This is a genomic window from Streptomyces longisporoflavus, assembly GCF_014649775.1.
GTDB classification, from domain to species: domain Bacteria; phylum Actinomycetota; class Actinomycetes; order Streptomycetales; family Streptomycetaceae; genus Streptomyces; species Streptomyces longisporoflavus.
Genome location: NZ_BMTR01000003.1, coordinates 297,826 through 310,071, shown reverse-complemented (window position 1 = coordinate 310,071; position 12,246 = coordinate 297,826). Strand labels below are relative to the sequence as shown.

The window sequence follows — 12,246 nt, the reverse complement described above, 5'->3', positions numbered from 1 at the left end:
GGGCTCGACTGATGCTGCAGGCACCGGTGCTGACGAGCGCGGCTGATCCCGCGTCCGAGGCATGGCGGACGAACGAGGCGGCACACACCGCCCTCGTCGAAGACCTGCGGGCCAAGCTCGCGGCGGCCAGGCTCGGCGGCGGCGAGCGGGCCCGCGCCCGGCACGTCGCACGCGGCAAGCTGCTCCCCCGCGACCGCGTGGACGGCGTGCTCGACCCCGGTTCGCCCTTCCTGGAGCTGGCACCGCTCGCGGCCGACGGGTTGTACGGCGGGGACGCACCGGCCGCCGGAGTCATCGCGGGGATCGGCCGGGTCTCCGGGCGCACCTGCGTGATCGTCGCCAACGACGCCACCGTCAAGGGCGGCACGTATTACCCCATGACGGTGAAGAAGCATCTGCGCGCCCAGGAGGTCGCGCTGGAGAACCGCCTCCCCTGCCTGTATCTGGTGGACTCGGGCGGCGCCTTCCTGCCCATGCAGGACGACGTCTTCCCGGACCGCGAGCACTTCGGGCGGATCTTCTACAACCAGGCGAGGATGTCCGGGGCGGGCATCCCGCAGATCGCGGCCGTACTCGGCTCGTGCACGGCGGGCGGGGCGTATGTCCCCGCGATGAGCGACGAAGCGGTGATCGTCCGCGGTCAGGGGACGATCTTCCTCGGCGGCCCGCCCCTGGTGAAGGCGGCGACCGGTGAGGTCGTGACGGCCGAGGAGCTGGGCGGCGGCGAGGTGCACTCGCGGGTCTCCGGGGTGACGGACCACCTCGCGGAGGACGACGCGCACGCGCTGCGGATCGTGCGGACGATCGTCTCCACGCTCCCGGAGCGCGGCGCAATTCCGTGGGACATCCGCCCGGTCGAGGAGCCGAAGGTCGACCCCCTCGGGCTCTATGGAGCGGTGCCGACGGACTCCCGTACCCCCTATGACGTCCGCGAGGTGATCGCGCGCGTGGTCGACGGCTCGCGCTTCGCCGAGTTCAAGGCGGAGTACGGCACGACGCTGGTGACCGGCTTCGCCCACGTGCACGGCCACCCGGTCGGCATCGTCGCGAACAACGGCATCCTGTTCTCCGAGTCCGCCCAGAAGGGCGCCCACTTCATCGAGCTGTGCGACCAGCGCGGCATCCCCCTCGTCTTCCTGCAGAACATCTCCGGCTTCATGGTCGGCCGGGACTATGAGGCGGGCGGCATCGCCAAGCACGGCGCCAAGATGGTGACCGCGGTGGCCTGCACCCGCGTACCGAAGCTGACGATCGTCATCGGCGGTTCGTACGGAGCGGGCAACTACTCCATGTGCGGCCGGGCCTACTCCCCCCGCTTCCTGTGGATGTGGCCGAACGCCAAGATCTCCGTGATGGGCGGCGAGCAGGCCGCGTCGGTCCTCGCGACCGTCAAGCGCGACCAGCTCGAGGCGCGCGGCGAGGAGTGGTCGCAGGAGGACGAGCAGGCCTTCAAGGACCCGGTCCGCGCCCAGTACGAGGAGCAGGGCAACGCCTATTACGCCACCGCGCGGCTGTGGGACGACGGCGTGATCGACCCCATGGAGACCCGGCAGGTCCTCGGCCTCGCCCTGACCGCGTGTGCTGAGGCGCCAATTCCCCCAAGGGACTCCGCAGCGCCCGGCTTCGGCGTCTTCCGGATGTGAGGGGCGGACGATGAGCGACTTCCAGCAAGGGACCACTCCCGGGAGAGGGACGATGTTCGACACGGTTCTGGTCGCCAACAGGGGCGAGATCGCGGTCCGCGTGATCCGGACGCTGCGCGCGCTCGGCGTGCGCTCGGTCGCCGTGTTCAGCGACGCGGACGCGGACGCCCGCCACGTGCGCGAGGCCGACACAGCCGTGCGCCTGGGCCCCGCACCGGCCTCGGAGAGCTATCTGTCGGCCGAGCGGCTGCTCGAAGCGGCGGCGCGCAGCGGCGCTCAGGCGGTCCATCCGGGGTACGGCTTCCTCGCGGAGAACGCCGGGTTCGCGCAGGCCTGCGCCGACGCCGGCCTGGTCTTCATCGGGCCGCCCGCATCGGCGATCGACCTGATGGGCGACAAGATCCGCGCCAAGGAGACGGTGAAGGCGGCCGGGGTCCCGGTCGTCCCCGGCTCCTCGGGCAGCGGCCTGACCGACGGGCAACTGGCCGACGCGGCGCGGGAGATCGGCATGCCGGTGCTGCTCAAGCCCTCCGCGGGCGGCGGCGGCAAGGGCATGCGGCTCGTGCGGGACGCCGCCCTGCTCGCGGACGAGATCGCCGCCGCGCGACGCGAGGCGCGGTCGTCCTTCGGTGACGACACGCTGCTCGTGGAGCGGTGGGTCGACCGCCCCCGGCACATCGAGATCCAGGTCCTCGCGGACGGCCACGGGAACGTGATCCATCTCGGCGAGCGCGAGTGCTCGCTCCAGCGCCGCCACCAGAAGATCATCGAGGAGGCGCCGAGCGTCCTGCTCGACGAGGCCACGCGCGCGTCGATGGGCGAGGCGGCGGTACAGGCCGCGCGCTCCTGCGGGTATGCGGGCGCGGGCACGGTGGAGTTCATCGTGCCGGGCAAGGACCCGTCCTCGTACTACTTCATGGAGATGAACACGCGGCTCCAGGTGGAGCACCCGGTGACGGAGCTGATCACCGGCATCGACCTGGTGGAGTGGCAGCTGCGGGTCGCCGCCGGGGAGCAACTGCCGTACGGGCAGGAGGACATCGCGCTCACGGGCCACGCGATCGAGGCCCGCGTCTGCGCCGAGGACCCCGCGCGCGGTTTCCTGCCGTCCGGCGGCACCGTGCTCGCCCTGCGCGAGCCGCAGGGAGACGGTGTGCGCACCGACTCCGGGCTGAGCGAGGGCACGGAGGTCGGCAGCCTGTACGACCCGATGCTCTCGAAGGTCATCGCGTACGGCCCCGACCGCCCCACCGCCCTGCGCAAGCTGCGGGCCGCCCTGGCGGAGACGGTCACCCTGGGAGTGCCGACCAACGCGGGGTTCCTGCGCCGCCTGCTCGCCCACCCGGCGGTGGTGGCCGGCGACTTGGACACGGGCCTGGTGGAGCGCGAGGCGGAAGGCCTCGTCCCCGCCAAAGTGCCCGACGAGGTGTACGAAGCCGCGGCGGCCGTGCGCGCCGCCGCCCTGGAACCCACCGGCGAGGGCTGGCGCGACCCGTTCTCGGTTCCGCGCGGCTGGCGCATGGGCGGTACCCCGGCCCCGCTGACGCACCACCTGCGAGTGCCGGGACACGAGCCCGTCGCGCACGTCGCGGGCGCGGGCCCGCGCACCGTGGAGCCCGGCCGCGTCACGGTCCACGTGGACGGCCTCACCCACACCTTCCACCGCGCCGCCGACTGGCTGGGCAGGGACGGCGACGCCTGGCACGTCATGGACCACGACCCCGTGGCGGCAAGCCTCACCGGCGCCGCCCACAGCGGGGCCGACACGCTGGCCGCCCCCATGCCCGGCACCGTCACGGTCGTCAAGGTCTCCACCGGCGATCACGTGGACCGGGGGCAGAGCCTCCTCGTGGTGGAGGCCATGAAGATGGAGCACGTCATCTCCGCCCCGCACGCGGGCACCGTCAGCGAACTCGACGTCGCGCCGGGCGCGACCGTCGCCATGGACCAGATCCTGGCCGTGGTGATCCCCGACGAGACCCCGCAGGAGGAGAAGTGACGCTCCCCACGGCGCTCCCGATGACCGTCCCCGCCCCGGCGCTCCCGCCCCGCGTCCGGATCTACGAGGTGGGCGCACGGGACGGCCTGCAGAACGAGAAAGCGGTCGTCCCCACCGAGATCAAGGCGGAGTTCATCCGCCGTCTCGCCGCCGCGGGCCTCACGACCGTCGAGGCGACCAGCTTCGTGCACCCCAAGTGGGTGCCCCAACTGGCCGACTCCGAGCTGCTGTTCCCCCTCGTGCGGGACCTCGAACAGGACGCGGAGGCACAGCTCCCGGTCCTGGTGCCGAACGACCGCGGCCTCGACCGCGCGCTGGCGCTCGGCGCCCGCAACGTCGCCGTCTTCGTCAGCGCCACGGAGTCCTTCGCCAAGGCCAACCTCAACCGCACGATGGCCGAGGCCCTGGCGATGTCGGAGCCGGTCGTGACCCGCGCCCGCGAGCAGGACGTGCGGGTGCGCGGCTATCTCTCGATGTGCTTCGGCGACCCATGGGAGGGCGCGGTGCCCGTCGCGCAGGTCGTCCGCACCGCGAAGGCCCTCCTGGACATGGGGTGCGACGAGCTGAGCCTCGGCGACACCATCGGCGTCGCCACACCGGGCCACGTCCTCGCCCTGCTCGCCGGGTTGAACGAAGCGGGCGTGCCGACGGACCGCATCGGCGTGCACTTCCACGACACGTACGGCCAGGCGCTCGCCAACACCCTCGCCGCCCTCCAGCACGGCGTGCGCACGGTCGACGCGTCGGCGGGCGGCCTCGGCGGCTGTCCGTACGCGAAGAGCGCCACCGGCAACCTCGCCACCGAAGACCTCGTATGGATGCTCGACGGCCTCGGCATCGAGACCGGCGTCGATCTCGGCCGCCTCACCGCCACCAGCGCGTGGATGGCCGAACAACTGGGCCGACCCAGCCCGTCCCGCACCGTCCGTGCCCTGACGGGCACCTCCCACCAGGAGCAGTGAAGAACGATGGACCACCGTCTGTCCCCCGAGCACGAGGAACTCCGCCGCACCGTCGAGGAGTTCGCGCACGAGGTCGTCGCCCCGAAGATCGGCGACCTCTACGAGCGCCACGAGTTCCCGTACGAGATCGTCCGTGAGATGGGCCGCATGGGCCTGTTCGGCCTGCCCTTCCCCGAGGAGTACGGAGGCATGGGCGGTGACTATCTCGCCCTCGGCATCGCGCTCGAAGAGCTGGCGCGGGTCGACTCCTCGGTGGCGATCACCCTGGAGGCGGGCGTCTCCCTCGGCGCCATGCCGATCCATCTCTTCGGCACGGACGAGCAGAAGCGCGAGTGGCTGCCCCGGCTCTGTTCCGGTGAACTGCTCGGCGCCTTCGGCCTGACCGAGCCGGACGGCGGCTCGGACGCGGGCGGCACGCGGACCACCGCGGTGCGCGAGGGCGACGAGTGGGTGATCAACGGCTCCAAGTGCTTCATCACCAACTCCGGCACGGACATCACGGGCCTGGTCACGGTCACGGCCGTCACCGGCCGCAAGGAGGACGGCCGTCCGCTGATCTCCTCGATCATCGTGCCGTCCGGGACGCCCGGCTTCACGGTCGCGGCGCCGTACTCGAAGGTCGGCTGGAACGCCTCGGACACCCGCGAGCTCTCCTTCTCGGACGTACGGGTGCCGGTGGCCAACCTCCTCGGCGAAGAGGGGCGCGGATATGCCCAGTTCCTCCGGATTCTCGACGAGGGACGGGTCGCCATCTCCGCGCTCGCGACGGGCCTCGCGCAGGGCTGCGTGGACGAGTCCGTGAAGTACGCCCGTGAGCGGCACGCCTTCGGCAAGCCGATCGGGGCGAACCAGGCGATCCAGTTCAAGATCGCCGATATGGAGATGCGGGCGCACATGGCCCGGGTCGGCTGGCGCGACGCGGCGTCACGGCTGGTCGGCGGCGAGCCCTTCAAGAAGGAGGCCGCGATCGCGAAGCTCTACTCCTCCACGGTCGCCGTCGACAACGCCCGCGAGGCCACGCAGATCCACGGCGGGTACGGCTTCATGAACGAGTATCCGGTGGCCCGGATGTGGCGGGACTCCAAGATCCTGGAGATCGGCGAGGGGACCAGCGAGGTGCAGCGCATGCTGATCGCCAGGGAGCTGGGCTTCGCGGGATAGCCGGGGGGCTGCGCGGACACCGCCCCGGAAAACGGCCGGATAACCACTACCGCGCCGGGGAAGGCGACGGCGAACGGCCGCTGGACTTCCGCTTAGGTTAGGTTAGCCTAAGCGCTGATTCCGGCCAGTGGCCGCCCGCCGCCGTCCTCACGAAAGCAGAGATCCCATGCCCAACGCCCGCCTCCCCCAGCCCTCCCGCCGCGGCATCCTCGCCGCAGGCGGTGCCCTCGGCCTCACGGCCCTGCTGGCAGCCTGCGGCGACGAGAAGAAGGACGGCTCGGGCGCGGCGGATTCCGGGGACTCCGGCCCCTGGAGCTTCAAGGACGACCGGGGCAAGACCGCCGAGAGCAAGGGCACCCCGAAGAACATCGTGGCCTTCACCGGCGTCGCCGCCGCCCTCTTCGACTACGGCGTCGAGGTCAAGGGCGTCTTCGGCCCGACGAAGACCAAGGACGGCAAGGCCGACGTCCAGGCCGGCGACATGGACGTCAGCAAGCTGACTGTCCTCGGCAACGAATGGGGCCAGTTCAACATCGAGAAGTACGCGGGCCTCGCCCCCGACCTCCTCGTCTCCACGATGTTCGACGACGCGGGCACCCTCTGGTACGTGCCCGAGGAGAGCAAGGACAAGATCCTCAAGCTCGCCCCGAGCGTCGGCATCAGCGTCTACGACCGCCAGATGACCCAGCCCCTCCAGCGCCTGCTCTCGCTCGCCGAGTCGCTCGGCGCGGACGTGAAGTCCGAGAAGGTCGTCAAGGCGAAGAAGCGCTTCGAGGACGCCGCCGAGCGCCTGCGCAAGGTCGCCAAGGCGAACAAGGACATCAAGGTCATGGTCGGCTCGGCGAGCCAGGACATCTTCTACGTCTCCGGGACGAACCTCTCCGCCGACCTGGAGTACTTCAAGTCCCTCGGCGTGAACTTCGTCGAGCCGTCCGAGGCCTCGAAGAAGGAAAGCGGCGGCTGGTTCGAGAACCTGAGCTGGGAGAACGTCAACAAGCACGGCGCGGACGTCATCATGATGGACAACCGCACCTCCGCCCTGCAGCCCGACGCCCTGGACAAGTCCAAGCCGACCTGGGCGAAGCTCCCCGCGGTCAAGGCCGGCCAGGTCATCCCGCGCGTCACCGAGCCCATCTACTCGTACGACAAGTGCGCCCCGATCCTGGAGGACCTCGCCGACGCGATCGAGAAGGCGAAGAAGGTCAGCTGACCCCCGGCCCTCGAAGGCAACCCCACAAGGCCTCCCCGGAGGCCTCGCAGCACAGCCCTCTCCGCATTCCGGAGAGGGCTGTTCCGTTTTTCTGCCTCTTGGTGACCAGAGGGACCCCCTGTGTTTAAGCAGGGGGGTAGTTAGGTTAGGCTTACCTCACTTCCCCCAAGTCCCCTCACCCAGAGGAAGTCCATGCGCTCGCACCTGCTCAACGACACCACCGCGGAGCGTTACCGCAGCTCCGTGACCGAAGGAGTCGAGCGGGTGGCGGCCAGAATCGCCACCACCTCACGCCCTTTCACCGGCGTCTCCGTCGACGACCTCGCGCCCCGCATCGAGGCCGTCGACCTGGACGAACCCCTGCACGACACCATCGCCGCCCTGGACGAGCTCGACGAGCTCTACCTGCGCGACGCCGTGTACTTTCACCACCCCCGCTACCTCGCGCACCTCAACTGCCCGGTCGTCATTCCGGCCGTGCTCGGCGAGGCGGTGCTCTCCGCGGTCAACTCTTCCCTCGACACCTGGGATCAATCCGCCGGCGGCACACTGATCGAGCGCCGTCTCATCGACTGGACCGCCGAACGCATCGGGCTCGGCCCGGCCGCCGACGGCGTTTTCACGAGCGGCGGCTCGCAGTCCAACCTGCAAGCCATGCTGCTCGCCCGCGAAGAGGCCGCCAAAGCCGGCAAGCCCGCCTCCGAGCTGCGCATCTTCGCCTCCGAGGTAGGCCACTTCAGCATCCAGAAGGCCGCGACGCTGCTCGGCCTCGGCGAGGACGCCGTGATCGTCATCCCCACCGATCACGACAAGCGCATGCAGACCGTCGCACTCGCCCGCGAGCTGGAGCGCTGCCGCGACAACGACCTCACCCCCATGGCGGTCGTCGCCACGGCCGGCACCACCGACTTCGGCTCCATCGACCCGCTCCCCGAGATCGCCGAACTCTGCGAGCAGTACGGCACCTGGATGCACGTCGACGCGGCGTACGGCTGCGGGCTGCTCGCCTCGCTCAAGAACCGCCACCTGCTCGACGGCATCGACCGCGCCGACTCCGTGACCGTGGACTACCACAAGTCCTTCTTCCAGCCGGTGAGCTCCTCCGCCGTCCTGGTCCGGGACCGGACGACGCTGAGCCACGCGACGTACCACGCGGAGTACCTCAACCCGCGCCGCATGGTGCAGGAACGTATCCCCAACCAGGTCGACAAGTCCCTGCAGACGACGCGGCGCTTCGACGCCCTGAAGCTGTGGATGACGCTGCGGGTGATGGGCGCCGACGCCGTCGGCGAGCTCTTCGACTCCGTGTGCGACATGGCGCAGGAGGGCTGGCGGCTGCTCGCCGCCGACCCGCGCTACGACGTCGTCGTGGAGCCGCAGCTGTCGACGCTCGTCTTCCGCTACATCCCCGAATCGATCTGCGACCCCACCGCGATCGACCGCGCCAACCTCTACGCCCGCAAGGCGCTTTTCGCCTCCGGTGACGCCGTCGTCGCGGGCACCAAGGTCGGCGAGCGCCAGTACCTCAAGTTCACCCTGCTCAATCCCGAGACCACGGTCGCCGACATCACGGCCGTCCTCGATCTGATCGCCGGCCACGCCGAGCAGTACCCGGGAGAGACCCTTGACCGCGCTTCCTGATCACCGAGAGCCCCTGGAATCGGCGGGACCGGTGGAACCGCTGGACTTCATCGGTATCGGCCTCGGCCCCTTCAACCTCGGCCTCGCCTGTCTGACCGAACCCATCGAGGAGCTCAGCGGCCTCTTCCTGGAGTCCAAGCCGGACTTCGAGTGGCACTCGGGCATGTTCCTGGAGGGCGCACACCTCCAGACCCCGTTCATGTCGGACCTCGTCACGCTCGCGGACCCGACGTCCCCGTACTCCTTCCTGAACTACCTGAAGGAAGCGGGACGGCTGTACTCGTTCTACATACGCGAGAACTTCTATCCGCTGCGCACCGAGTACAACGACTACTGCCGCTGGGCCGCCGCCAAGCTCTCCTCGGTCCGCTTCAGTACGACGGTGACCGAGGTGACGTACGCCGACGACCTCTACGTCGTCCACACCTCCACCGGCGACACCCTGCGCGCCCGCCACCTCGTCCTCGGGACCGGCACGCCGCCGCACATCCCCGAGGCGTGCGCGGACCTCGGCGGCGACTTCATCCACAACTCCCGCTATCTGCAGAGCAAGCCGGAGCTCCAGCGCAAGAAGTCGATCACGCTCGTCGGCAGCGGCCAGTCCGCCGCCGAGATCTACTACGACCTCCTGAGCGAGATCGACGTCCACGGCTACAAGCTCAACTGGGTCACGCGCTCCCCGCGCTTCTTCCCCCTGGAGTACACCAAGCTGACCCTGGAGATGACCTCTCCGGAGTACGTCGACTATTTCCACGCGCTGCCGGAAGCCACCCGCTACCGCCTCCAGGATCAGCAGAAGACCCTCTTCAAGGGCATCGACGGCGACCTGATCAACGACATCTTCGACCTGCTCTACCAGAAGAACCTCGACGGCCCGGTGCCGACGCGCCTGCTCACCAACTCCTCGCTGCAGAGCGCGCGTCACGAGAACGGCACCTACACCCTGGGCCTGCGCCAGGACGAGCAGGGCAAGGACTTCGAGCTGGAGTCCGAGGGCCTGATCCTGGCCACCGGATACCAGTACGCGACGCCCGACTTCCTGGAGCCGGTGCGCGACCGCATCCGCTGGGACGGCCGGGGCCGCTTCGAGGTCGCCCGCAATTACTCGATCGACACCACGGGGCGCGGCATCTTCCTCCAGAACGGTGCCGTGCACGCCCACTCCCTGACCAGCCCCGACCTGGGCATGGGCCCCTACCGCAACGCGTACATCATCGGTGAGCTGCTCGGCGCGGAGTACTACCCCGTCGAGAAGTCCATCGCGTTCCAGGAGTTCGCCGTATGACCGACCCGAGCACCCCCGGCACCCCCGGCAATACCGCAGACCTGACCCTGCGCCCCCTCGACCCCCTGAAGGACGCCGAACTCCTGCACGGCTGGGTCACGCACCCCAAGGCCTCGTTCTGGATGATGCAGGACGCGACGCTCCCGGACGTCGAGCGCGAGTACATGGCGATCGCCGCCCACGAGCACCACGACGCGTTCATCGGCCTGCACAAAGGCGTCCCCGCCTTCCTGATGGAGCGCTACGACCCGCGGTACGTCGAACTGGTCGGCCTCTACGACCCCGAGCCCGGCGACGTGGGCATGCACTTCCTCACCGCCCCGTCCGACGTCCGCGTCCCCGGCTTCACCCGGGCCGTGATCACCAAGGTCATGGCGACGCTCTTCGCCGACCCGGAGACGGCCCGCGTGGTGGTCGAACCCGACATCGACAACACGGCCGTGCACGCCCTCAACGAAGCCGTCGGGTTCCGCGCCTCCCAAGTCATCCAGAAGCCGGAGAAAAGAGCTCTGCTGAGCTTCTGCACCCGCGAACAGTTCGAAACAGCAGTACGCGAAAGGGAATCGGCGATATGACCCTGTCCGACGCAACGGCGCACCTCTCCCCCGAGCGCTGGGAGCAGGCCAACCGCCTCCTCATCCGCAAAGCCATCGCCGAGTTCTCCCACGAGCGACTCTTCACCCCGGAGCCACTGGGCGAGGACAAATACGTCATCCGCAGCGACGACGCCCTGACCCGCTACCGCTTCACGGCCAAGCGTCTTCGGCTCGACCACTGGCAGGTCGACGCCGACTCCATATCCCGGCACCGCGACGGCACCGAACTCCCGCTGAACGCCCTCGAATTCTTCATCGAGCTGCGCACGGCCCTCGGCCTGAGCGACGAGATCCTGCCGGTCTACCTGGAGGAGATCTCCTCCACCCTCTCCGGCACCTGCTACAAACTGACCAAGCCCGCGATCCCCGCCGCCGAGCTCTCCCGCTCCGGCTTCCAGGAGATCGAGACCGGCATGACCGAGGGCCACCCCTGCTTCGTCGCCAACAACGGGCGGCTCGGCTTCGGCGTGCACGAGTACCTCTCGTACGCTCCCGAGACCGCGAGCCCCGTACGGCTCGTGTGGCTGGCGGCGAGCAAGGAGCGCGCCGCGTTCACCGCGGGCGCCGGCATCGACTACGAGTCGTTCCTGCGCGGCGAGCTGGGTCAGGAGACCCTGGACCGCTTCGACCGCACGCTCCGTGACCAGGGCCTCGACCCGGACGACTACCTCCTGATCCCGGCCCACCCCTGGCAGTGGTGGAACAAGCTCTCCGTGACGTTCGCGGCGGAGGTCGCCCAGCGGCACCTGGTGTGCCTGGGCGAGGGCGACGACGAGTACCTGGCCCAGCAGTCGATCCGTACGTTCTTCAACAAGAGCGAACCGGCCAAGCACTACGTCAAAACGGCCCTCTCGGTCATCAACATGGGCTTCATGCGCGGGCTCTCCGCCGCGTACATGGAGGCGACCCCGGCGATCAACGACTGGCTCGCGGGCCTCATCGACAGCGACGAGACCCTGAAGTCGACGGGCCTCACGATCATCCGCGAGCGCGCGGCCGTCGGCTATCGCCACCTGGAGTACGAGGCCGCGACCGACCGCTACTCCCCGTACCGCAAAATGCTCGCGGCCCTGTGGCGCGAAAGCCCCGTGCCGTCCCTCGCGGAGGGCGAGCAGCTGGCCACGATGGCCTCGCTCCTGCACACGGACCTCGACGGCGCGTCCTTCGCGGGCGCCCTCATCGAGCGCTCCGGACTCACCCCCGCCGAGTGGCTGCGCGGCTACCTGCACGCCTACCTGACGCCGCTGTTGCACAGCTTCTACATGTACGACCTCGTCTACATGCCGCACGGCGAGAACGTCATCCTGGTCCTGAAGGACGGCGTCGTACAGCGGGCGATCTTCAAGGACATCGCCGAGGAGATCGCGGTCATGGACCCGGACGCGGTCCTTCCGCCCGCGGTCGAGCGGCTGCGGGTCGAGGTCCCCGACGACCAGAAGCTCCTGTCGATCTTCACGGACGTCTTCGACTGCTTCTTCCGCTTCCTGTCCGCGAACCTCGTCACCGAGGGCCTGGTGGACGAGGAGACGTTCTGGAACGCCGTCGCCGAATGCGTGACGTCGTACCAGGAGGCCACGCCCCAACTGGCCGACAAGTTCAAGCAGTACGACATGTTCGCCCCCGAGTTCGCCCGGTCCTGCCTGAACCGGCTCCAGCTGCGGGACAACGAACAGATGGTGGACCTCGCCGATCCGGCGGGCGCGCTGCAACTGATCGGGACGCTGGAGAACCCGATCGCGTAGGCGGTCG

The 12,246-nt window shown here is 69.5% G+C and carries 9 protein-coding genes; all 9 read left to right on the top strand.

Going from position 1 to position 12,246, the window contains the following annotated elements; genetic code table 11:
- Window positions 1–11: 11 nt before the first annotated feature.
- The 9 genes from IE226_RS08055 to IE226_RS08015 all read left to right on the top strand — a co-directional run bounded on the left by IE226_RS08055 (window position 12) and on the right by IE226_RS08015 (window position 12,239).
- Window positions 12–1,643 carry a carboxyl transferase domain-containing protein gene (locus IE226_RS08055; RefSeq protein WP_190080335.1) on the top strand — a complete coding sequence of 544 codons (1,632 nt, stop codon included), beginning with the start codon at window positions 12–14 and terminating at the stop codon, window positions 1,641–1,643.
- 52 nt (window positions 1,644–1,695) lie between these two features.
- On the top strand, window positions 1,696–3,642 hold the full coding sequence (locus IE226_RS08050; RefSeq protein ID WP_190080334.1) for an acetyl-CoA carboxylase biotin carboxylase subunit: 1,947 nt from the start codon (window positions 1,696–1,698) through the stop codon (window positions 3,640–3,642).
- A 20-nt stretch (window positions 3,643–3,662) separates the two neighbouring features.
- Window positions 3,663–4,604, top strand: coding sequence for a hydroxymethylglutaryl-CoA lyase (locus tag IE226_RS08045; RefSeq protein WP_190080555.1), 942 nt, complete (start codon window positions 3,663–3,665; stop codon window positions 4,602–4,604).
- A 6-nt stretch (window positions 4,605–4,610) separates the two neighbouring features.
- Window positions 4,611–5,765 (top strand): acyl-CoA dehydrogenase family protein, encoded by a 1,155-nt coding sequence (locus IE226_RS08040; RefSeq protein ID WP_190080333.1) that lies wholly within the window; start codon window positions 4,611–4,613, stop codon window positions 5,763–5,765.
- Window positions 5,766–5,931: 166 nt separating this feature from the next.
- Window positions 5,932–6,975 (top strand): ABC transporter substrate-binding protein, encoded by a 1,044-nt coding sequence (locus tag IE226_RS08035; protein ID WP_190080332.1) that lies wholly within the window; start codon window positions 5,932–5,934, stop codon window positions 6,973–6,975.
- A gap of 192 nt (window positions 6,976–7,167) precedes the next feature.
- Entirely contained in the window at window positions 7,168–8,616 is a 1,449-nt protein-coding gene (locus tag IE226_RS08030) for a pyridoxal phosphate-dependent decarboxylase family protein (protein WP_190080331.1), read from the top strand.
- Window positions 8,600–9,901 carry a lysine N(6)-hydroxylase/L-ornithine N(5)-oxygenase family protein gene (locus IE226_RS08025; RefSeq protein ID WP_373306903.1) on the top strand — a complete coding sequence of 434 codons (1,302 nt, stop codon included), beginning with the start codon at window positions 8,600–8,602 and terminating at the stop codon, window positions 9,899–9,901. The genes IE226_RS08030 and IE226_RS08025 overlap by 17 nt, the downstream gene beginning before the upstream one ends.
- Complete coding sequence (locus tag IE226_RS08020; RefSeq protein ID WP_190080330.1) at window positions 9,898–10,476, top strand: GNAT family N-acetyltransferase; 579 nt, start codon at window positions 9,898–9,900, stop codon at window positions 10,474–10,476. Before IE226_RS08025 ends, IE226_RS08020 begins: the two co-directional genes overlap by 4 nt.
- Window positions 10,473–12,239: an IucA/IucC family protein gene (locus tag IE226_RS08015; protein ID WP_190080329.1), complete on the top strand. Its 1,767-nt coding sequence runs from the start codon at window positions 10,473–10,475 to the stop codon at window positions 12,237–12,239. The genes IE226_RS08020 and IE226_RS08015 overlap by 4 nt, the downstream gene beginning before the upstream one ends.
- Window positions 12,240–12,246: the final 7 nt, after the last annotated feature.

What these genes read in the sequence shown, in the direction of transcription:
- IE226_RS08050 (WP_190080334.1), top strand. Translation starts at nt 1,696, where the DNA reads ATGTTCGACACGGTTCTGGTCGCCAACAGGGGCGAGATCGCGGTCCGC.
- IE226_RS08015 (WP_190080329.1), top strand. Translation starts at nt 10,473, where the DNA reads ATGACCCTGTCCGACGCAACGGCGCACCTCTCCCCCGAGCGCTGGGAG.
- IE226_RS08035 (WP_190080332.1), top strand. Translation starts at nt 5,932, where the DNA reads ATGCCCAACGCCCGCCTCCCCCAGCCCTCCCGCCGCGGCATCCTCGCC.
- IE226_RS08055 (WP_190080335.1), top strand. Translation starts at nt 12, where the DNA reads ATGCTGCAGGCACCGGTGCTGACGAGCGCGGCTGATCCCGCGTCCGAG.
- IE226_RS08040 (WP_190080333.1), top strand. Translation starts at nt 4,611, where the DNA reads ATGGACCACCGTCTGTCCCCCGAGCACGAGGAACTCCGCCGCACCGTC.
- IE226_RS08030 (WP_190080331.1), top strand. Translation starts at nt 7,168, where the DNA reads ATGCGCTCGCACCTGCTCAACGACACCACCGCGGAGCGTTACCGCAGC.
- IE226_RS08045 (WP_190080555.1), top strand. Translation starts at nt 3,663, where the DNA reads ATGACCGTCCCCGCCCCGGCGCTCCCGCCCCGCGTCCGGATCTACGAG.
- IE226_RS08020 (WP_190080330.1), top strand. Translation starts at nt 9,898, where the DNA reads ATGACCGACCCGAGCACCCCCGGCACCCCCGGCAATACCGCAGACCTG.